At 53.2% G+C, this 19,479-nt stretch carries 18 protein-coding genes; 11 read left to right on the top strand and 7 right to left on the bottom strand.

Going from position 1 to position 19,479, the window contains the following annotated elements; genetic code table 11:
* A complete protein-coding gene (locus tag KWG64_RS04480) occupies positions 1-1,431 on the top strand; it encodes a 6-phospho-beta-glucosidase (protein WP_218521062.1) in 1,431 nt (476 codons plus the stop codon).
* A gap of 26 nt (positions 1,432-1,457) precedes the next feature.
* On the opposite strand, the gene KWG64_RS04475 is transcribed toward KWG64_RS04480, so the two are convergent.
* Complete coding sequence (locus KWG64_RS04475; protein ID WP_218521370.1) at positions 1,458-2,465, bottom strand: LacI family DNA-binding transcriptional regulator; 1,008 nt, start codon at positions 2,463-2,465, stop codon at positions 1,458-1,460.
* Between the two features lie 200 nt (positions 2,466-2,665).
* On the opposite strand from KWG64_RS04475, the gene KWG64_RS04470 reads away from it, so the two are divergent.
* Entirely contained in the window at positions 2,666-3,745 is a 1,080-nt protein-coding gene (locus KWG64_RS04470) for a cellulase family glycosylhydrolase (RefSeq protein WP_218521061.1), read from the top strand.
* A 42-nt stretch (positions 3,746-3,787) separates the two neighbouring features.
* Positions 3,788-5,185 (top strand): MFS transporter, encoded by a 1,398-nt coding sequence (locus tag KWG64_RS04465; protein WP_218521060.1) that lies wholly within the window; start codon positions 3,788-3,790, stop codon positions 5,183-5,185.
* A gap of 699 nt (positions 5,186-5,884) precedes the next feature.
* Here KWG64_RS04465 and KWG64_RS04460 read toward each other — a convergent pair.
* Entirely contained in the window at positions 5,885-6,835 is a 951-nt protein-coding gene (locus KWG64_RS04460) for a hypothetical protein (protein WP_218521059.1), read from the bottom strand.
* A gap of 263 nt (positions 6,836-7,098) precedes the next feature.
* On the opposite strand from KWG64_RS04460, the gene KWG64_RS04455 reads away from it, so the two are divergent.
* The gene (locus tag KWG64_RS04455) at positions 7,099-8,568 is read left to right on the top strand and encodes a transglycosylase SLT domain-containing protein (RefSeq protein WP_218521058.1); all 1,470 of its coding nucleotides are present in this window, start codon (positions 7,099-7,101) and stop codon (positions 8,566-8,568) included.
* Positions 8,569-8,658: 90 nt separating this feature from the next.
* Here the strand turns inward: KWG64_RS04455 and KWG64_RS04450 are convergent, their stop codons facing one another.
* Entirely contained in the window at positions 8,659-8,928 is a 270-nt protein-coding gene (locus KWG64_RS04450) for a helix-turn-helix transcriptional regulator (RefSeq protein WP_218521057.1), read from the bottom strand.
* Positions 8,929-9,935: 1,007 nt separating this feature from the next.
* On the opposite strand from KWG64_RS04450, the gene KWG64_RS04440 reads away from it, so the two are divergent.
* From KWG64_RS04440 to KWG64_RS04425, 4 genes are read left to right on the top strand one after another with little or no spacing between them, the layout of a single operon-like run.
* Positions 9,936-10,778: an ABC transporter substrate-binding protein gene (locus KWG64_RS04440; protein WP_218521055.1), complete on the top strand. Its 843-nt coding sequence runs from the start codon at positions 9,936-9,938 to the stop codon at positions 10,776-10,778.
* 24 nt (positions 10,779-10,802) lie between these two features.
* The gene (locus tag KWG64_RS04435; protein WP_218521054.1) at positions 10,803-11,633 is read left to right on the top strand and encodes an amino acid ABC transporter ATP-binding protein; all 831 of its coding nucleotides are present in this window, start codon (positions 10,803-10,805) and stop codon (positions 11,631-11,633) included.
* Positions 11,630-12,403, top strand: coding sequence for an amino acid ABC transporter permease (locus KWG64_RS04430; protein WP_218521053.1), 774 nt, complete (start codon positions 11,630-11,632; stop codon positions 12,401-12,403). Before KWG64_RS04435 ends, KWG64_RS04430 begins: the two co-directional genes overlap by 4 nt.
* A complete protein-coding gene (locus tag KWG64_RS04425) occupies positions 12,393-13,085 on the top strand; it encodes an amino acid ABC transporter permease (protein WP_218521052.1) in 693 nt (230 codons plus the stop codon). The genes KWG64_RS04430 and KWG64_RS04425 overlap by 11 nt, the downstream gene beginning before the upstream one ends.
* Positions 13,086-13,112: 27 nt before the next feature.
* On the opposite strand, the gene arsH is transcribed toward KWG64_RS04425, so the two are convergent.
* Positions 13,113-13,817 (bottom strand): arsenical resistance protein ArsH, encoded by a 705-nt coding sequence (gene arsH, locus KWG64_RS04420; protein ID WP_218521051.1) that lies wholly within the window; start codon positions 13,815-13,817, stop codon positions 13,113-13,115.
* Positions 13,818-13,901: 84 nt separating this feature from the next.
* Between arsH and KWG64_RS04415 the strand changes: the two genes are divergently transcribed.
* The 3 genes from KWG64_RS04415 to arsC are packed head-to-tail and all read left to right on the top strand — an operon-like array spanning position 13,902 to position 15,995.
* Positions 13,902-14,222, top strand: a complete 321-nt coding sequence (locus tag KWG64_RS04415) for a metalloregulator ArsR/SmtB family transcription factor (protein WP_218521050.1) — start codon at positions 13,902-13,904, stop codon at positions 14,220-14,222.
* A gap of 44 nt (positions 14,223-14,266) precedes the next feature.
* A complete protein-coding gene (locus KWG64_RS04410; protein ID WP_218521049.1) occupies positions 14,267-15,559 on the top strand; it encodes an arsenic transporter in 1,293 nt (430 codons plus the stop codon).
* Between the two features lie 10 nt (positions 15,560-15,569).
* Positions 15,570-15,995 (top strand): arsenate reductase (glutaredoxin), encoded by a 426-nt coding sequence (arsC, locus tag KWG64_RS04405; protein ID WP_218521048.1) that lies wholly within the window; start codon positions 15,570-15,572, stop codon positions 15,993-15,995.
* A gap of 7 nt (positions 15,996-16,002) precedes the next feature.
* Here arsC and KWG64_RS04400 read toward each other — a convergent pair whose 3' ends face one another.
* The 3 genes from KWG64_RS04400 to KWG64_RS04390 are packed head-to-tail and all read right to left on the bottom strand — an operon-like array spanning position 16,003 to position 19,462.
* The gene (locus KWG64_RS04400) at positions 16,003-17,634 is read right to left on the bottom strand and encodes an ABC transporter ATP-binding protein (RefSeq protein WP_218521047.1); all 1,632 of its coding nucleotides are present in this window, start codon (positions 17,632-17,634) and stop codon (positions 16,003-16,005) included.
* Positions 17,631-18,470 carry an ABC transporter permease gene (locus KWG64_RS04395; protein WP_101076589.1) on the bottom strand — a complete coding sequence of 280 codons (840 nt, stop codon included), beginning with the start codon at positions 18,468-18,470 and terminating at the stop codon, positions 17,631-17,633. The genes KWG64_RS04400 and KWG64_RS04395 overlap by 4 nt, the downstream gene beginning before the upstream one ends.
* Positions 18,467-19,462 (bottom strand): ABC transporter permease, encoded by a 996-nt coding sequence (locus KWG64_RS04390; RefSeq protein WP_195815837.1) that lies wholly within the window; start codon positions 19,460-19,462, stop codon positions 18,467-18,469. The genes KWG64_RS04395 and KWG64_RS04390 overlap by 4 nt, the downstream gene beginning before the upstream one ends.
* Positions 19,463-19,479: the final 17 nt, after the last annotated feature.

Genomic DNA, 19,479 nt, shown 5'->3' with positions numbered 1-19,479 from the left:
ATGGCAGCATCTTTATTTCCTGACGGCTTTTTATGGGGCGGCGCGATTGCCGCAAACCAGGCCGAAGGTGCCAGTTTTGAAGGCGGCAAAGGCCTGACGACGGTCGACATGATCCCGCACGGCGCGCACCGTCTGGCGGTAAAAACCGGTCAGGAAAAGCGCTTCCGGCTCGATGCAACAGAGTTTTACCCGAGTCATCAGGCGATTGATTTCTATCATCGTTATAAAGAAGACATCGCGCTGATGGCTGAAATGGGCTTCACTGTATTCCGCACTTCAATCGCCTGGAGTCGTCTGTATCCCAACGGCGATGAGTTAACGCCGAACGCAGAGGGCATCGCGTTCTACCGTGACGTTTTTGCCGAGTGCAAAAAATACGGCATCGAACCGCTGGTCACGCTGTGCCATTTCGATGTGCCGATGCATCTGGTGATTGAATACGGTTCGTGGCGTAACCGCAAAATGGTCGAGTTTTTCGCCCGTTATGCGCGCACCTGTTTTGAGGCGTTCGACGGGCTGGTGAAATACTGGCTGACCTTTAATGAAATCAATATCCTGCTGCACAGCCCGTTCTCCGGCGCGGGTTTAGTGTTCGAAGAGGGCGAAAATCAGGAGCAGGTCAAATATCAGGCCGCGCATCATGAGCTGATTGCCAGCGCGCTGGCGACGAAAATTGCCCATGAAGTGAACCCGGAAAATCAGGTCGGCTGTATGCTGGCGGGCGGCAATTTCTATCCGCGCACCTGCAAGCCGGAAGATGTCTGGGCGGCGCTGCAAAAGGATCGCGAAAACCTGTTCTTTATCGACGTTCAGGCGCGCGGCGCTTATCCGTCCTACACCCGCCGCGTATTCGCTGAAAAAGGTATTGTCATCGACAAACAGCCGGGCGATGACGACATCCTCAAAAATACCGTCGATTTTGTGTCCTTCAGTTATTACGCTTCGCGCTGTGCGTCCGCTGACATGAACGACAACAACAGCAGCGCGGCGAACATCGTAAAATCACTGAAAAACCCGCACATCGAAGCCAGCGAATGGGGCTGGGGCATTGACCCGCTCGGGCTGCGCATCACCATGAACATGATGTACGACCGTTACCAGAAACCGTTATTCCTGGTGGAAAACGGCCTCGGCGCAAAAGATGAAATCAACGCGCAGGGCGAGATCGTCGATGATTACCGCATCAGTTATTTGCGCGAACACATCAAAGCAATGGGCGAAGCCATCGCCGACGGCATCCCGGTCATCGGCTACACCTCGTGGGGCTGCATCGATCTGGTTTCCGCCTCCACCGGCGAAATGAGCAAACGCTACGGCTTCGTCTTCGTCGACCGCGACGACAGCGGCAACGGCACGCTGGAAAGAACCCGTAAGAAATCGTTTTACTGGTACAAAAAAGTGATAGCCAGTAACGGGGGGGATTTGGCGTAGTTTGTTCTCAGGGCGGTCAGGTTGTATTACCTGACCGTACTCGCCCGAACCTTCAGTTTCCCCGCCATAATGACCCGCGTGGCGGCATCTTCGCCGGAGCACAAATATTCCACCGCCATCCGGCCTAATTCGTTATAGGGCAACTGGACGCTGGTGAGTTTTGGCGTCATCTGATCGGCGATGCGCTGATCGTCGTATCCGGCGACCAGAATGTCCTGCGGAATTCGCAGATGCAGTTCGGTCAGCGCCTGATAACAACCAATGGTCATCCAGTCGCTGGAGCAGAAAATCGCATCCGGCGGTTCGGGCTGATCCATCAGCTGTAACGTCGCGCGATAGGTTTCATTGAGTGACCAGTTGGTGGCCTGCACCAGCCGGTCGTCGGGCGTCATTCCTGCCTGCGTCAGGGCTTCGCGGTAACCTTCGAGACGCTTTTCACACGCTTCCATCCAGTTATCACCCATGATGTGCGCAATCCGCGTGGCACCCTGATCGATAAGATGGCGGGTAATTTGCAACGCGTTTGCCCGGTCGTCAGGCAGGAAAGTGGGCAGCAGCGGATACGCGCGGTCGTACACATTCAGCAGAACGACAGGTAACGTGGTCTGGTTAACAAAAGGCGAGAAATCAATGGACTGAGTGACCGGCGAAGCAATGATTATGCCTGCACAACGCCGCTGATTGAGTTGGGCGATGATGCGCACGGCCAGTTCGGCGTCGTCGCCGTAATCGTAGATTGTCAGCAACGTATTATGCCGCCATGCGGCTTCACGGGCTTCGCTGAGGGCATCAACAAACGGGTCATAGCTGGGCATCCCGTTGATCAGCAATGCAATTTCTTCCTGACCGTTGTCCCGGTGGGGGGCTGGCATTTTTTTATAACCCAGCGAGAGCGCGGTATTGAACACGCGTTCACGGGTTTCTTCGCTGAGTTTGACAGAACGTGAATTGTTTAAAATCAGTGAAACGGTTGCCTGTGAAACCCCGGCTTCCCGCGCAATATCACTCATCGTGACTTTGTTTTTCTTCTCCATTTCCCTTTTCCCGTCTGCCATTTATCTCTCCTTTTTCACTATATCACAGCGATCTTTTTTGCCCGACCACCCCGCAGTCTGGCTAAAAAGAGTGTGATCTCACCAGCAGAACCCGCATGACGGATTTGCAGCAATGTCGGTCAGGTAATAAACATTAGCTAATAATATTAGTCAATGAGCGATAACGCGAGGAGAAAACGATGAAAGAGCAATGGAATGAACAGCAGGCGGCACAGTGGAGCAAACAGCAGGGATGGATCTGCGGATTCAACTACTTACCGCGCACGGCGGTGAACTGGACGGAACTCTGGCAGCGTGAAACATTCGATGCGCCGACTATCGATCAGGAGCTGGGCTGGGCGCATGACGCCGGTTACAACCAGCTGCGCATTAATTTGCCGTTTATTGTCTGGCAGGTTGACCGCGAGGGTTTGCTGGCGCGTATCGATCAGTTCCTGAGTATCGCAGCGCGTCATCAGATAAAAGTGATGCTGACGCTGATGGACGATTGCGGATTTTCCGGCGACGAGCCGTATCTCGGGCCGCAAAAAGCGCCGGAGCCGGGAAAACATAACAGCCAGGCGGCGGCAAGTCCGGGGCGCGATGTGGTGTGCAACCGCGAAATGTGGCCGCAGGTTGAGGATTATGTGCGCGACATCATCCGCCATTTCCGCACCGACGCCCGCATCGCTATCTGGGATTTGTACAACGAACCGGGGAATCGCGGCACGTTTGCGACCGGGCTGGAAGAAGTGTTGTATGACGAAAAGCTGGAAGTTTTCGCGCTGGAACTGATGCAAAAGGCGTTTGTCTGGGCGCGTGAGGAAGACCCGCAGCAACCGCTGACCGTTGGGGCGTGGCATTTCTCGCAGGATCCGGATCAGCCGGAAAGTGAGTTTTTCACGCACCCGATTGATGTAGCAGCGGCAAAGCTGTCTGATGTCATCAGCTTTCACGCCTACGTCGCCACGCCAAAACTCCTCCAGGCGCTGCGTTTCTGGCAGAAATTCAACCGCCCGATGCTGTGTACCGAATGGCTGGCGCGCCACGTTGGCAGCGTTATCGAAGAGCAACTGCCGCTGTTCAGCGCCTTCAACGCCGGGTGTTATCAGTGGGGGCTGGTGCGCGGAAAAACCCAGACCACGCTGCCGTGGCCGGTAGTGCGCAAGGGCAATCATGATTACGCTCATTTGTGGTTCCACGATGTGCTGGACGAATACGGTATTCCGTTCCGTCGCGCTGAAATGGATCTGGTCCGCCGTTTAACGCGTATGAAATAACCCTTCAACATGCTGCACAGGGAAGTGCGAGGCTGAATAAAAATGACGATTTCAATGAAAATCCCGTCCAGGGAATTGTGGTCTTATTTTGGTTACGGGCTGGGGCAATGCTTCAGTTTCGGGTTAGTGGGTTCCTTTATTAACTATTTCTACACCGACGTATTGGGTATTTCCGCGCTGGCGGCGAGTACGATATTTCTGGTCGCCCGCGCGTGGGATGCCATACACGATCCGTTATTTGCCAGCGTCATGGATACCATCCAGACCCGCTTCGGGAAATTCCGTCACTTTATGTTGCTGGCGCCTTTCCTGATTACGCTGGTCACGCTGGCGTCGTTTTATAATATTGATGCGCCGATGGGCACAAAAATTCTTTACGCCGGGGCAACGTATATATTGTGGGGTACGCTGTACGCCATTTCGGATATTCCTTTCTGGTCGATGAGTTCGGTGATGAGCTCAGAGCCGAAAGAGCGTACCAAAGCGGTCACCGCCGCCGTGCTGGGCGTGAACGCCGGTATCGCGTGTGCGTCGATCTTCTTCCCGCGTCTGACGGCATTTTTCGCGCCGGGCTCCGGCGATCACGGTTACTTTATGGCGACCGTGGTGATGATGGTGATCGGGTTACTGCTGATGATTAACGGGTTCTGGAATATCAAAGAACGCGTACCGCCCAGCAGTGAAAAAGTCACCATGCGCGATACGTTCCATAACCTGAAAAATAACCGGCCACTGTTCTTTGTTCTGGCGGCATTCTTTTTCTGTGTCCTGCACAATATCGCCAACGGCATTTACATCTATTTCTTTATTTATAATATGGGCGATGGCGCATTACAGGCAGCGATTGGTGTGATGGGAATATTAGCGGCGATTGCCTGTCTGACCGCACCGTTATTAACGCGTCGATATAAAAAACGTTCTCTGTTTATTGTGCTTTGCGTGCTGGATATTGTGGTGCGCATTATCTTGTGGTTCAGCGGATATCATAATATGACCTGGCTGTTTATTCTGCTGGGGCTGAGCACGGTATTTGTCATGATGAGCAACCTGTTTACCTCAGCGATGATTGTCGACACCATCGAATATGCCGAATACAAAACCAATAAACGCTGTGCGGCGATTACGTTCTCCGGCCAGACGTTTACCGGGAAGATGTCCGTTGCGGTCGGCGGCGGGCTGGTCGGGATATTCCTGACCGCAATTCATTACGTCCCGCAGGCCGCCCACCAGACGGAAAGCGTGATGAACGGCTTGTTCTTCGGGATCAGCCTGTTGCCCGCCATCGGCTCATTAATCCGCATTGGCTTCATGTGGTTCTTTGATTTCACTGAAGATAAACACGCCGAGGTGCTGGCCATTCTCGAGCAGCGCCGCAAATCCGGTGAAGTGTTCGAAGAGCCGCAGCAGCCGGGGGAATTATTGCCTTCCGGCAGGGCATAACGGACATTTTTGGTGCAAAAAATCACCAGCATGAAAGTGTCTTCTGGCTAAGGTTCTGAATTTGTTATAGCTGTGAAGTTGGCATACAAGCTGCATTAGCTTTTATGACATGAGTGAAATACGTCAGTACAGAGAGATTACGGATGAAGGCGTCCGTTAGCGTTCAGGTTGCTGAGCGCTAACAGGACGCTTTTTTTTTATGGGTTTTGGCCACCCAAACGGACCTGCGGTCAAAATCAAGGTCGTGGGCGTCGGCCCACACCGGGTTGATTTTTAGCGGGATCGAGAAAATTTCGGTTTTTCATGTGCGGTGACCGCTCGACGGCTGGCGCCGAAACATACAAGAGGGAAGTGCGGTCCCTCTCTTGGATCTCTCCCCGCTTTTTCAACCAGCGCTGCCGCTCGCGGGCTAAGTTTCAGCGGCCACAATTATTGCCGCGAAAACTTGCCGCTGCGCGGTTCCCTTTCTCGGTGTTACTCGGCTTCGCCCTTCGGGTCGTCACTTCGTGAGGCTGTCTCGCTTCGCTCGGCTCGAGCCATAGGTCTCGAAACACTTCGCTCGGCAAGCTTTCTGAAAGCGGCCTGAGGCTTTTTAAATTCAAAGGCATGCTGTTTCTTTTGAAAGAGACCAATGTCTAGGTAAACTGTAAAGCCTGCTTAATTTTTGAGCACGTTATTTGGGGAGTTAGCAAAAGAATATCATGTTGAATTTTTTTTATTCTCCAGCGAGCGGGGCACGGCTTTTGGTAGAGATTCAGGCTGTATGGGGGCTGCCGGCCATATTCTATTGTATTCATCATTGTTGAAATTTGAGATTTTAATTTTTTCTATGCAGTCTGCTTGATAAAGTTTATTTGTTTCATTCAAAAATTTAATCAGGTCAACTAGCGCGTTGGCTGTAATTTTTACTCTGGTGAGATAGAAACCCTGCTTTGAAACAGAACCAATAAGCAAGTTTTTAAGTGCAATGATGCTGTCAGGAATGCCATCATCACTTTTTATCATAGATGAGAATTTTAAAAATGTTTTAGGCTCATTGTTTTCCTCGAACAAGAACTCTCCGATTTCTATCTGCATTAATTGGAATATTGGTTGGTCAGAAAGTCTGACGTTACTCTTTCCCGTTAGTTTCTGTAAACTAGATTCAGCAAGCGAACGCTCTATTCGTTTTATCAAATAATTAAATCTGTTGGTTTCTAAATTATTGCTAAATTCCAGGTACTGCAGGTCTTTCTTGATTCGTGCTATCCAGAAAAAATATTGCGAAAAAAGAAATAAAGTGCTCGAGAGGTAATGTCTCTGAGTCATTGGCCATACGGAGCTTGACGGTTTATTATCTTCTGAAAATAGCAGTATTGGTGACCTCGAAACGGCCTGTTTTTCGGATAAATGCCATAGTCTGTCTTGCAAGTCGATCGCGGACTGCAAAACAACGCGTGAGTATTTTTTTATTACTAAGTCTGATTTTTCCTTCTTTTCATATTCTTTTATTGTTTGATTTTCAAGTAATTTAAGTCTGTGCCTAAATTCATCATTTTCTTTCTGGAATACGTGGTCCATCCAGCCTTTACCAAGAGTTTTCATTACACCATATGCTGCAGCGCCGCCTGCTGCAGCGCTCGGCAGCAGCATCGTGATTATGTCATTCATAGAGGCCTCTTACTGAAAGTGAAGGTTCCATCTTCAATGGAACATAATACTTATTTAGTAGCAAACAGAAAAAAATCAAACTTAGTAGTTATTTTACCCATCCAATAAATTAAATATTCTCATTGTGCCGTTCGTAAAATAAATAAGCACTATAAATTCGCAAGCAAATTAATAGCTGGGTGTTATTCTCGTAATTCACATATGTCTCTGTTGTTTAGGAATTGTTATGTTGTAATATCAATAACTCATAAGCGAGCAATGCCATGATAATATCTGATTCTATTAAGACGCTAATTCGAACTACAGCACCTACGTTATTAACAGCGTTGGCCCTTCCTCCACCATTCAATGTTATTGCTGCGGCAGTAGTATCAGGTGTGCTGGAAAAATATTTACCCGATACAGCACCTGGTGATAAAAAAACAGCATTGCCAGTTGCAGGAAACGAAGCAGGAGCGGAAAACCATGACATCCCGTCAGCGGGTACGATATCAATGACACCTGACCAGGTCGTGGTGGCTATAGAAAAAAATACTGAAAACCCTCAAATTTTACCCGCATTACGTCAGGCTGAGATAGATTTGAAAAAATATGAAACGGATGCGGGAATACGCTTTGCTGAGATAAATTTAGAAAACACAAAATCCATTCAAGAATTTCAGGAAAAAAGTGGCATTAGCCTTACTGTATTTAACTCAGGTATGTCGCTGGTTAAATACTCTCTTCTTGGATTGGTCCTTCTGATTATTGGTTGTGTGGTGTTTGTTTTTGTTCCCGCAGCCAATGCCGCAAATTCTCAATTGTTCACGCCTTTATTTGGATTGATTGGAACGGTCGTGGGGTTTGTAAATGGTATCGCTGCCAATGTCGTCGGTTTCTATTGGGGAAGCAGTCAGGGGTCAAAGCAAAAAAGCGATGATATTGCTGTTGCAATGCAAAAGTTTGGTGACTCAGTCAGTAAAACTGCAGAAGAAAAGTCTGTATCGCCGGCAGCGATAAAACCTTTAGTAGAAATAAAAACGCAATTGACAGAACCTTCACTAACCAGCCCTCGAACCATGCAACCCGTGACCCCGGCGAAATTGAGCGATCTGGCTGATGGAGTGCCTGAATTACAGCAATCGCATAAGTATCTGAATACAGGTGTGAATTGGCTTCTGAATGAGAAGGGTATTTCTATTGATGGTGCAGACCCTGAGGGCACCTTTGGTAAACCGGTTACAGTTGAAACTATCTGGCAACAATACGGGGAAAGCTGCAGCACATATGCGAAGCGTTATGGAGTACCTGTAGAATTGATTGTGGCGACTATAGCCGTAGAAAGCGGGGGTGATAAAAATGCACGACGCGCAGAACCTCAAATAAACGACGAAAGCGTCGGTTTGATGCAGACGTTGGTAGGAACAGCTAAGGGGGCATTAGGGTTGAAAACTTTGGATCCTGATGAATTATTACAACCCGAGTTATCAATTAATGCGGGCACTGCTTATATTGCTCAACAACGTGGGACTACTCATTTCGATCCACCGAAAGTTGCCGCTGCCTACAATGCGGGTTCGGTTTACACCGAAGTTGGTGAAAGAAATCGATGGAAAATGCGTTGTTATCCCGTTGGGACCGGGCAACATATTGATAAATTTGTTAGTTTTTTTAATGATTGCATGCAGGTGAGTCGGACGCAGAATTGGTCTAAACAAGGTGATGTGCCCAGTTTTATTACCTATTTACCGTAATTTTTTTGACCGTGATTTTTCTAAACCAAAACCCCATCCCAGCCTTCCCCTCGCAAGAGGGGAAGGCGCAAAGCCGACTGCGTGCATCTTTCAAATATCTTTCTTTTTATTCGGCATCCGTATTTTCCGCTCAATAAACAGCATTGTTCGCTCGTCATAATACCGGCTCGGCCAGATGATGGACGGGAGAACGCCGATTGCTTTCCCGTTCAGTAATTCTCCTTTCGGCCATGGACGCGAAAGTGCATTTGAAAGTGTTGAAGAGCTTAAACCTGCTGAACGTGAAACGGCCGCGAGTGTGGTGCCTTTCTTGCGCAGTGCCGCGATGATATCGGCAGGATGCCAGTCTTTATTAATCATGGTTTGCCGCTCCTGCGAATGCTTGAACAGGGGCAAGATAGGGAAGGAATGTTGGACTGTGTGGGCATTTCATGAAGTTCTCCTCAGATAGCTAACTGCTACCACCGGAGTTCTCACGCTCTTGGGTGGTAGCCCAGACAGGGGTGAGAATACCGGATCTGAGGAACCGGCCTGACCGAAGTCAGCCCTGCCTGAGCCACCATAGACACATAACATCGCAAATTAAGCTTTGTTACGGATGAGCAAAGGCCCGATACCGAAATGCACAGGTATCGCCTCAGTTTTTCCGGGTTCTCACACCCGACAGCGGATTTTGCCGCAGCGACGCGACTATAACGTAAATCAGCGTCGTAAACCAACCGCTTAACTGTTGAAATGAGTGTTGTTTTCCAAAGAAACTTTAGTCGTTGCAGCCGGTTACATTCCTGATTCCTGGATGCCTTTTGGCATCGTCAACCAACACCCCATCCCGGCCTTCCCCTCATGAGAGGGGAAGGAGCAGACCAAAAATAGTGAGGTTGCGAATTAGAAAGCTGTGGCCGCTTTCAAAAATCACGCTGAAAGGAGAGGTGGAAAACCGCGTATCTTTTCGCGCGGTTTGTAATCCGACTGGAAGGAACCGCGCAGCGGCGGGATTTTGCGGCACTGACCAGAGCCGCTGAAACATAGCCAGCGAGCGGCAGCGCGCAGTTAAAGAGCCCGGGATTCTCAAGGGGCGCGGCGACAGGCGCTCCTTGAGGCCAGTTTGGGTGGCAACCCAAGGTTTTGATGTTGACCTGAAGCCAGTTTGGCTGGCGAGCACAAGCTTTGACCAGAGATGCGCCCCCGCATCTTGCCACTCAGATCTAACCCTTATGCATTAATCATCCATCTATATCCTTTTTTGTTAGTGGCAGCCGCCCGTTCCCATATGCAATTCTCTGACCTACAAAACAAAAACGTTATTTACCTGCCAGATTATAAATTTAGGGCGCGAGCCCTCTTAAGATGACTTATAAGGAAAAACTATGGCTGCTTCTTCAGTAATCAAAAATAAATTCAATAAAAGCGTTGTTTCCGCCGGTCTGTTTTTGGCGCTCAGCGCAGTTTCAACTTTTGCAGCCCATGCGGATCAGCTGGCTGATATCAAGAAAGCCGGCGTGGTGAAAGTGGCCACGTTTGATTCCAATCCACCGTTCGGTTCTGTGGATGCTAAAACGCACGATATCGTCGGTTATGACGTTGATTTTGCGAAAGCGCTGGCGAAAACGCTGGGCGTGAAACTGCAACTGGTGCCGACGAATCCGGCGAACCGTATTCCGTTATTGCAGTCCGGAAAAGCCGATCTGATTGTGGCGGATATCACCATCACGCCGGAACGCGCGAAAGTGGTCGATTTCTCCCTCCCTTATTTCGTGACCGGTCAGCAGTTCCTGGTACCGGCCAATTCACCGGATAAACTCGACGCCTACGCCACGGCGCGTATCGGCGCGGTGAAAGGCACCACCGGCGAGCAGGAATTGCATAACCGCTTCCCGCAATCGCGCGTGTTGTCTTACGACGATATTCCTCTGGCGCTTTCTGCGCTGCGTAACGGCAACGTGCAGGCGATTACGCAGGACAGCACCATTCTGGCCGGTTTGCTGGATGGCGCGCCGGACAAGGCAAAATACAAAGTTTTGCCTGAATTACTGAGCAAAGAAGAGATTGGCGTTGGCGTGAAAAAAGGCGAAACCAGCCTGCTTAAAGTGGTGAATGACGAACTGCTGAATCTGGAGAAAAACGGTCAGGCGGTGAGCATTTATAACGTCTGGTTTGGCCCGCAGACAAAATCTCCGCAGCCACGTCTGTTCAAGATTGAAGCCAAATAATCCGCTTTATGCAAGGTAATGCACATGCAGCAAGACACCTTATCAACCGCAGCGACGTCTGCGGTTTTTTCACATTCAACCGCCGCGAAAACCACGGCGGTTGAGTTTCGTCAGGTCAGTAAATCTTTCGGTCATCACCTTGTGATCCGGAATGTCAGTCTGAGCGTCACCAGCGGCGATGTGGTGGCGGTCTGCGGGCCGTCCGGCTCGGGGAAATCCACGCTCATCCGCCTGATTAATCAGCTGGAAACCGTCACTGATGGCGAAATTCTCATCCACAACAAACCGACGCGCGGCCTGAACGGACCGGCGCTACGCGAGTTACGTACGCACATCGGTTTTGTGTTTCAGCAGTTCAACCTGTACGCCCATCTGACCGCGCAGGACAACGTCAGCCTCGCGCTGATTAAAGTCCACGGCTGGAAGAAAAGTGATGCGCGCGAGAAGGCGCTGGCGCTCCTGACCCGCGTCGGTTTGCAGGACAAAGCGCAGCATTATCCCGAGCAACTTTCCGGCGGACAGCAGCAGCGCGTAGCGATTGCCCGGGCGCTGGTGACGGATCCGGACATCATTTTGTTCGATGAACCGACGTCGGCGCTGGATCCGGAGATGATCGGCGAAGTCCTGCTGGTGATGCAGGAACTGGCGAAAAGCGGCATCACGATGATTGTGGTGACACATGAAATGAGTTTCGCCCGTGAAATTGCCGACCGGGTGATTTTCATGGACGGCGGCGAGATCCTGGAACAGGCGGAACCGGAAGATTTCTTCCTGCGGCCGCAGCATCCGCGTGCGCAGCGTTTTCTGCAAAAAGTCCTGTTCCCGCTGCATCCTGAAACAGGAGCGGGGCAATGATCTGGCATCCCGACTGGGCTGGCGTGCTCACCGGCCAGCCTTTGCAGTGGATTATTTCCGGCTTTCTCACCACGCTTTACGTCAGCATTGCGGGCAGTGTGCTGGCGACGCTTCTGGTGGTGTTACTGATCGCGCTGCGCCTGAGTCAGTCGCGTCTGGCACGCGGTGCGGTAGCGGCGTTTGTGTCGGTTTTCCGCAACACGCCGCTGCTGGTTCAGCTGCTTTTCTGGTATTTCGCCGCGTACGGCGCGCTGCCGCAAAGCTGGCGTTTTTACATCGGCGATACCCACGCGTGGGCGGTTTTCCCCGGCAATATCGCGTGGCTCACACCGGAATTTCTGTGCGCTGCCTGGGGGCTGGGATTATTCACCGCCGCGTTTCTGGTGGAAGAAGTGCAGGCGGGGCTGAATTCGGTGCCGAAAGGCCAGACCGAAGCCGCGATTTCACAGGGTTTCAGCCGTAAAACGCTGCTGCTTTCGATCCTGTTACCGCAGGCGCTGACCAACGCGTGGCAGCCGATCACCGGGCAATATCTCAACCTGATGAAGCTTTCCTCGCTGGCGACCGGCATCGGATTTTCCGAGCTGACGTATCAGGTCAGCCAAATTGAAAGTTACAACGCGCACGCCTTTGAAGGTTTTGCGGTCGGCACGTTGCTGTATCTGGCGCTGGGGATGATCCTTGGCGGACTGATGACAGTATTTGGCCCGAAACGCCCGCAGCTAAGGCCGCAGGCCGCGCAGAAGGCGGAGGTGAACGATGGAATTTGACTGGTCGGTTCTGCACGATAACTTCACTTACATGCTGTGGGGAAGGCTGGCCGACGGCGAACCGGGCGGCGTTTTACTTACGCTGATCATGGCCGTTTCTGCTGGCGTGCTGGCGTTAGTGCTGGGCGTCGCAATGGCGGCATTAGCCTGGCGTTTCGGTGGCTGGACGCGAAAATTACTGTTTCTGTGGGCGTCGTTTATTCGCGGCATCCCGCTGATTTTTGTGATTTTCTGGCTCTATTTCCTGCTGCCGGTGGTGTTTGGCGGCTCGATCCCCGGCCCGCTGACGGTGATTATCGCACTTGCCTGGTTTACCTCGGCGGCGGTGATGCACTCTACGCTGGCCGGACTGGAGTCACTGCCGCGCGGGCAAACCGAAGCGGGGATTGCGTCCGGCATGAGTTACAGCCAGGTTTTGCTCAATGTCCTGCTGCCGCAGGCGTGGCCGAACCTGTTGCCGTCGTACCTCGGGTTGCTGATCTCGCTGGTGAAAGACACCTCGCTGGCGTTTATCGTCAATGTGCCGGAGCTGACCACCGTCGCGGGGCAGGTGAATAACCGGGTGCAAATCTACCCGGCGGAAATCTTCCTGTTTGTCGGCCTGATGTATTACCTGCTGTGCGCATCGCTGGCGTATGTTGCGGGCAAATCGGTTAAACGCCGTCAGGCATTGCGGGCGTAAACAAGCCATAAAGCCATCTGTGAAATCTCAGATTTTCGCCTGATTCATACGGGCAGAGAGTTCCTGATGGCTTTCCTTTCTTTCGCTGTAACGGTCAGCCAGATACGCCGTATGGGGTTTCAGAATTAACGTTATTTTGAACAACTCCTCGGTGACATCCACAATCCGGTCGTAAAGGGCAGAGGGCTTCATCCGGCCCGCATCGTCAAACTCCTGCCAGGCTTTGGGGACGGAGGACTGATTCGCAATAGTGAACATCCGCATCCAGCGCCCCAGGATCCGCATCTGATTGACTGCATTGAAAGATTGCGAACCGCCGGAAACCTGCATAACGGCCAGTGTTTTCCCCTGAGACGGACGAACCGCGCCTTCACTCAACGGGATCCAGTCTATCTGTGCCTTCATCACCGAACTCATGGCGCCATGTCTTTCCGGCGAACTCCAGATCATGCCATCACACCACCTCACCAGCTCGCGTAACTCCAGCACTTTGGGATGCGTATCGGGTGCATCGTCCGGCAACGGCAAGCCGGAAGGGTTGAAGATTTTCACTTCAGCACCCATTTTCGTCAGCAAACGACCAGCTTCTTCTGCGGCAAACCGGCTGTAAGAACGCTCACGCACGGATCCATACAGGATCAGAAAACGTGGCATTGGCGAGGCGTCCTCCGAAAGATTACTGGCAATAGCATCGTCGAAGTATTCGGGGTTAACCGCAGGCAAATCAGACATGGTGTTCATCCGTTGTAAAGAGGGGGTTGATTTAGATCATATATGAATTATCATATGTGTTGTCAATCACTATCGGAGTCACTGATGCAACATCCTGTTCAGCTTTTTAAATTGCTCGCCGACGAAACCCGCTCAACCATTGTGATGTTGTTGAGAGAGGCCGGGGAGATGTGTATTTGCGATCTCTGCGCAGTTACGCAGGAGTCGCAGCCCAAAATATCCCGCCACATGGCGCTGTTACGCGAAGCAGAGCTGGTTATTGACCGCCGTGAAGGCAAATGGGTGTATTACCGTTTATCTCCGCATATGCCCGCCTGGGCAGCGGCTGTCATCGACACCGCGTGGAACTGCGAGCGTGAAGGTATCCGGATTTCACTGAACAACAGTAAACTCTCGTCTTGTTAATGACAGGGATGTATTCACTAATTCGAATGTGATTGAGGTGTGGAATGCTTCTGGCAGGGTCGATTTTTTTACTCACGCTTATTCTGGTCATCTGGCAGCCTCGCGGATTGAGCATTGGCTGGAGTGCCGGCGCTGGCGCTCTGTTAGCGCTTCTGAGCGGAGTCATTCATTTCAGTGATATTCCTGTCGTGTGGAATATTGTCTGGAACGCCACGGGGGCATTTATTGCGGTCATCATCATCAGCCTTTTGCTTGATGAGTCCGGCTTTTTCGAGTGGTGTGCCCTCCACGTTGCCCGCTGGGGTAAAGGCAACGGCAGAGTGCTTTTTACCTTCATTATTCTGCTTGGCGCTGCGGTCGCGGCTCTGTTTGCCAATGACGGCGCCGCGCTGATCCTGACGCCGATCGTCATCGCGATGCTGGTTGCCATGGGTTTCAGCCCGGCAACGACGCTGGCATTTATTATGGCGGCCGGATTTATCGCCGACTCCTCAAGCCTGCCGCTGGTGGTTTCGAATCTGGTGAATATTGTTTCGGCAGACTATTTCAGCATCGGTTTTGACCGGTATGCGGCGGTGATGCTCCCGGTCAATCTGGCGGCAGTGGCCGCCTCGCTGGGGGTGCTGCATCTCTTTTTCAGAAAGGATATTCCGGCACGCTACGATATTACGAAAGTGAAAGAGCCCGCGGGTGCGATTAAAGATCTGCTGACATTTCGTATCGGCTGGGGTGTCCTGATTTTGCTGCTCGCAGGCTTCTTCATTCTTGAACCTGCGGGCGTTCCGGTCAGTGCAATTGCTGCGGCCGGGGCGGTGGTACTCCTGATTGCGGCAAGAAAAGGCCGGGTGATCAATGTCAGAAAAGTGATCAAAGGCGCACCGTGGCAGATTGTCGTGTTTTCACTGGGGATGTATCTGGTGGTATACGGCCTGCGCAATGCCGGATTAACCAATGCCCTGACGCAACTGCTCAATGTTTTTGCCGGTCAGGGGCTGTGGGCGGCAACGCTGGGAACGGGGCTGGTGACCGGTTTTCTTTCTTCCGTGATGAACAACATGCCCACCGTTCTGATTGGCGCGTTGTCCATTGATGCAAGTACGGCGCAGGGTGTTGTCAGAGAAGCGATGATTTACGCCAATATTATCGGTTGCGATCTGGGGCCGAAAATAACGCCAATCGGTAGTCTGGCGACCTTGTTGTGGCTGCACGTTTTGTCGCAGAAAAATATCAATATCGGATGGGGATATTATTTCCGCACAGGAATTGTATTGACCCTGCCGGTTCTGTTTTTCACGCTCAGCGCGCTGGCGTTGCGTTTGTCGATTACTCTCCAATGAGTCCTGAAAAATGAGCAATATAACGATCTACCATAATCCGGCTTGCGGCACATCGCGTAATACGCTGGAACTGATCCGCAACAGCGGCGCTGAGCCAGAGATCATTCTGTATCTGGAAATGCCGCCTTCGCGTGAAGAACTGGTGAAACTGATTGCCGCGATGGGTATTTCTGTCAGGGAACTGCTGCGTGTTAACACCGTGCCTTACGGCGAACTCGGGCTGGATAATCCGGACTTCACCGATGCGCAGCTTATTGACGCGATACTTTTGCATCCAATCCTGATGAACCGCCCGGTCGTGGCGACGCCGCTCGGGGCCGCGCTGTGCCGCCCGTCAGAGAAGGTTCTGGATATTCTTCCGGATGCGCAGAAAGGCGCGTTCACCAAAGAAGACGGCGAACGCGTGGTGGATAAAGACGGCAAGCGGCTTGTCTGAACGGTGTTTAAAACGCTGCCGCCGTTTGCCGGTTTGAACTCACCACCGGCAGCGCATTAATCAGCTTTTGGGTCCACGGATGAGCAGGGCGGTGGAAGACGTCATCGACCTGTCCGTGCTCGACCACGCTGCCGTCTTTCATCACCATCACCCTGTCCGCCAGATGATGGACTACGCCGAGATCGTGCGAAATAAACAGCAGCGCGGTACGGTGTTCAGCCTGCATTTCGGCCAGTAAATCCAGCACCTGTGCCTGTACGGAAACGTCCAGCGCGCTCACCGGCTCGTCGGCCACGAGTAATGCAGGATTCGGGGCAAAAGCGCGGGCGATCGCAACACGCTGGCGCTGGCCGCCGGAAAGTTCACGCGGATACCGCCGTAAAAATCCTTCGCCGAGCTGCACTTCATCGAGCAACTGAAGAATGCGGCGACGTCGTTCATCGCCAAAAATGCCCACGCTGTCGAGGCTTTCCCCGATGATTTTTTCCACGTTATAACGCGGATCAAAAGAGCTGAGCGGATCTTGTGCGATCAGCTGAATTCCGCGGCGTTGCAGCCTGCGGACGGATTCGGGGATCTGACTCCAGCGCTGCCCCTGAATGGTAATCGTGCCGGAACCAGGTTCAGTCAGGCCGAGCACCATTCTGGCCAGCGTGGTTTTCCCCGAGCCGGACTCACCCACAATCCCCAACGTTTCGCCCGCCGCCAGTGTCAGGCTGACGTGGTTAACCACGGTTTTGTCCGCGTAATGCTTGCTCAGATTGTGCACGTCCAGCACCGGTTCGCCGGTGGCGATATTTTTGGCAGGCAGCAGCCTGCCGCTCTCGCCGGAGAGTTTCAGCCCGCGCGTGGCAGGGCCGGGAATGGCGGCGAGCAGCTGGCGGGTATACGGGTGATCGGGCGTACTCAGCAGTTTTTCGCCCGTGCCTTCTTCCACCACTTTGCCCTGATGCATAACCAGGATCCGGTCGGCGAGTTGCCCGACCACGGAAAGGTCGTGGCTGATCAGCAGCAGGCTTTCGCCCCGGTCGCGGCGCTGTTGCAGCAGATCCAGAATCTGTTTTTGCACCGTCATATCCAGCGCCGTGGTCGGTTCATCGGCAATCAGCAAACCGGGTTTCCCGGCCAGCGCGGTGGCAATCAGCACACGCTGACGAAGCCCGCCGGAAAGCTGATGCGGATACGCCGTCAGCCGGTTTTCCGCGTCCGGAATACCCACCGATTTGAGCAACGAAATGCTTTGCGGATGCAGCTCGTGCGCATTACCGGCACGGTTCGCCTGCAACGCATCACGTAGCTGCTGGCTGATGCGGCGCAACGGGTCGAGCGATACCAGCGCATCCTGCAAGACATAGCCAATTTTGCTGCCACGAATTTTACGCCAGCGGCGCTGGCTGGCGCTGAGCATATCCTGCCCGTCGATCACAAAACGGTCGGCGGTGATACGCGCTTTGGCGTCCTGTAGCCCCAGCAGGCTGCGGGCGGTGACGGTTTTCCCTGAGCCGGATTCCCCGACGAACGCGATGGATTCCCCGCGTTTAAGCTGTAAGTTCAGGCCGCTGACGGCCGGTTTTTCGCCGTCGGCTGAGGGAAAGGAGATTGAAAGATTGCGGATATCAATAAACAGTTCGTCGCTCATGGCTGTTTCCCTTCAAAAGTGGCCTGCCAGTAGCGGCCAAGCGTGTTCACAGAAATTACCGTCAGGGTGATCGCCACGCCCGGCCAGACGCCAATCCACCACGCATTGCGCAGATAATTACGGCCTTCGGCCAGCATCAGCCCCCATTCAGCGGTCGGCGGTTGCGGCCCCATGCCGAGGAAACTTAAACCTGCCGTGCCGATAATTGCGGTGCCCAGCCCGAGTGTAGCCAGCGCCGGAACGTGCGCGATAGCGTGCGGAAGCACATGCCGCCAGACCAGAACGTGGCGTTTGAGGCCCAGGGTGCGCGCCTGCTCCACGTAACCGGAGGACATGACTACAAAAGTTTGCGCCCGCACTACGCGGGTGAATCGCGGCACGGAAGCGACGCCGAGCGCGAAGATCAGATTGGTGGTGCCGGGGCCGGTGAACGCGATCAGCATCAGTGCGAGCAGTAAATCCGGGAACGCGGAAACCACGTCCACGGCGCGGCTGATCAGTTCATCGAGCGGGCCTTTGAATAATCCGGCGAGTAAGCCGAGCAGGCTGCCGATGCTGACCGCTACGGCCATCGCCGCGAGGCTGATCAGCAGGGAATACCGGCTGCCGTAAATGATGCGCGCCAGCACGTCGCGCCCGAGCTGGTCGGTGCCCAGCCAGTGTTCAGACGAAGGCGGAAGTTGCGCGTTAACCGGATCGGCGTTCAGCGGGTCGAAATGCGTCAGCCAAGCGGGGAAAATCACCGCCAGCGCGACCAGCAGCAAATACACGGCTGCGAGAATATAACCGGTGGAAAACCGGCGCTTCACGCCGCCTGAGATCAGTAACTGGCTCATGCATTTTCTCCGTCATTCTGGCCGTTATCCCGCAGGCGCGGGTCGATAAACAGATACAAAATATCCACCAGCGTACTCAGCACGACGTACACCAGCGCGGAGAAAATCGCCACCGCCAGCACCACCGGGAGGTCTTTACCCAGAACGGCGTCGACGGTGATTTTGCCCAACCCCGGGCGGCCAAATACCTGCTCGGTGATCACCGCGCCGCTGAGCAAACCGCCAATCAGCCAGCCGGTCAGGGTGACGGCGGGCAGGGCGGCGTGGCGCAGCGCGTGGCGTAAACGGATAATGCGGTTGCCCAGCCCCCATGCGCGCAGCGTCAGCACAAAAGGTTCGTCGAGCGCATCTTCCAGCCCGCGCCGCAATACCTGAGAAACCACCGCGCCCTGCGCCAGTCCGAGGGATAACGCCGGTAATACCAGCGAGGAAAAACTGCGGTCGCCTGCCACCGGGAACCAGCGCAGCGTAAAGCTGAAGATAAACAGCAGCACGATGCCGAGCCAGAAAGAGGGCGTCGAGGCCAGAATCAGCTCGATGCCGCCCGCAATGCGTTGCCCCCAACGACGGTGCGCGGTCGCGACGGCCATCACCACGGCAAACACCAGGCTGACGACCAGCGCCAGACCGGTGAGTTTAAGCGTCGGCCACAGCTGCGATAACACCAGCGAACTGACGTCGGTATTGAGCATATAAGAACGGCCAAAATCACCGTGCAATACGCGCCAGAGATAGTGCAGATATTGCATGTACAGGGGCTGATCCAGCCCCCATTCCGCGCGGATCGCCGCTTCAATCGCCGGTGTTTGTACCTGTTCGCCCATCAGCAAACTGACGATATCTCCCGGCGCGAGATACACGCTGATAAAAGACAGCGTGACCGCGGCCCACAACACCAGCACGCCGCTCAGCAACCGCCGGACAACGCGACCGCGCCATGACGGCGCTGACTTAGGCCGCTGCGGGGGAATAAAGGTACTTTCAGCCGACATAATAAAGCTCCTTACTT

This window comes from Rahnella sp. PD12R (assembly GCF_019200965.1).
Classification (GTDB): domain Bacteria; phylum Pseudomonadota; class Gammaproteobacteria; order Enterobacterales; family Enterobacteriaceae; genus Rahnella; species Rahnella laticis.
The sequence above is the reverse complement of the archived record's forward strand: the minus strand, read 5'-3'. Positions and strand labels throughout refer to the sequence as shown.

Excerpts from the sequence above, each read along its gene's own strand:
- KWG64_RS04470 (WP_218521061.1), top strand. The coding sequence starts at position 2,666 with ATGAAAGAGCAATGGAATGAACAGCAGGCGGCACAGTGGAGCAAACAG.
- KWG64_RS04415 (WP_218521050.1), top strand. The coding sequence starts at position 13,902 with ATGCAACATCCTGTTCAGCTTTTTAAATTGCTCGCCGACGAAACCCGC.
- KWG64_RS04400 (WP_218521047.1), bottom strand. The coding sequence starts at position 17,634 with ATGAGCGACGAACTGTTTATTGATATCCGCAATCTTTCAATCTCCTTT.
- KWG64_RS04475 (WP_218521370.1), bottom strand. The coding sequence starts at position 2,465 with ATGGAGAAGAAAAACAAAGTCACGATGAGTGATATTGCGCGGGAAGCC.
- KWG64_RS04480 (WP_218521062.1), top strand. The coding sequence starts at position 1 with ATGGCAGCATCTTTATTTCCTGACGGCTTTTTATGGGGCGGCGCGATT.
- KWG64_RS04425 (WP_218521052.1), top strand. The coding sequence starts at position 12,393 with ATGGAATTTGACTGGTCGGTTCTGCACGATAACTTCACTTACATGCTG.
- KWG64_RS04410 (WP_218521049.1), top strand. The coding sequence starts at position 14,267 with ATGCTTCTGGCAGGGTCGATTTTTTTACTCACGCTTATTCTGGTCATC.
- KWG64_RS04435 (WP_218521054.1), top strand. The coding sequence starts at position 10,803 with ATGCAGCAAGACACCTTATCAACCGCAGCGACGTCTGCGGTTTTTTCA.
- arsC (WP_218521048.1), top strand. The coding sequence starts at position 15,570 with ATGAGCAATATAACGATCTACCATAATCCGGCTTGCGGCACATCGCGT.
- KWG64_RS04455 (WP_218521058.1), top strand. The coding sequence starts at position 7,099 with ATGATAATATCTGATTCTATTAAGACGCTAATTCGAACTACAGCACCT.
- KWG64_RS04440 (WP_218521055.1), top strand. The coding sequence starts at position 9,936 with ATGGCTGCTTCTTCAGTAATCAAAAATAAATTCAATAAAAGCGTTGTT.
- KWG64_RS04465 (WP_218521060.1), top strand. The coding sequence starts at position 3,788 with ATGACGATTTCAATGAAAATCCCGTCCAGGGAATTGTGGTCTTATTTT.
- KWG64_RS04395 (WP_101076589.1), bottom strand. The coding sequence starts at position 18,470 with ATGAGCCAGTTACTGATCTCAGGCGGCGTGAAGCGCCGGTTTTCCACC.
- KWG64_RS04390 (WP_195815837.1), bottom strand. The coding sequence starts at position 19,462 with ATGTCGGCTGAAAGTACCTTTATTCCCCCGCAGCGGCCTAAGTCAGCG.
- KWG64_RS04450 (WP_218521057.1), bottom strand. The coding sequence starts at position 8,928 with ATGATTAATAAAGACTGGCATCCTGCCGATATCATCGCGGCACTGCGC.
- KWG64_RS04430 (WP_218521053.1), top strand. The coding sequence starts at position 11,630 with ATGATCTGGCATCCCGACTGGGCTGGCGTGCTCACCGGCCAGCCTTTG.
- arsH (WP_218521051.1), bottom strand. The coding sequence starts at position 13,817 with ATGTCTGATTTGCCTGCGGTTAACCCCGAATACTTCGACGATGCTATT.
- KWG64_RS04460 (WP_218521059.1), bottom strand. The coding sequence starts at position 6,835 with ATGAATGACATAATCACGATGCTGCTGCCGAGCGCTGCAGCAGGCGGC.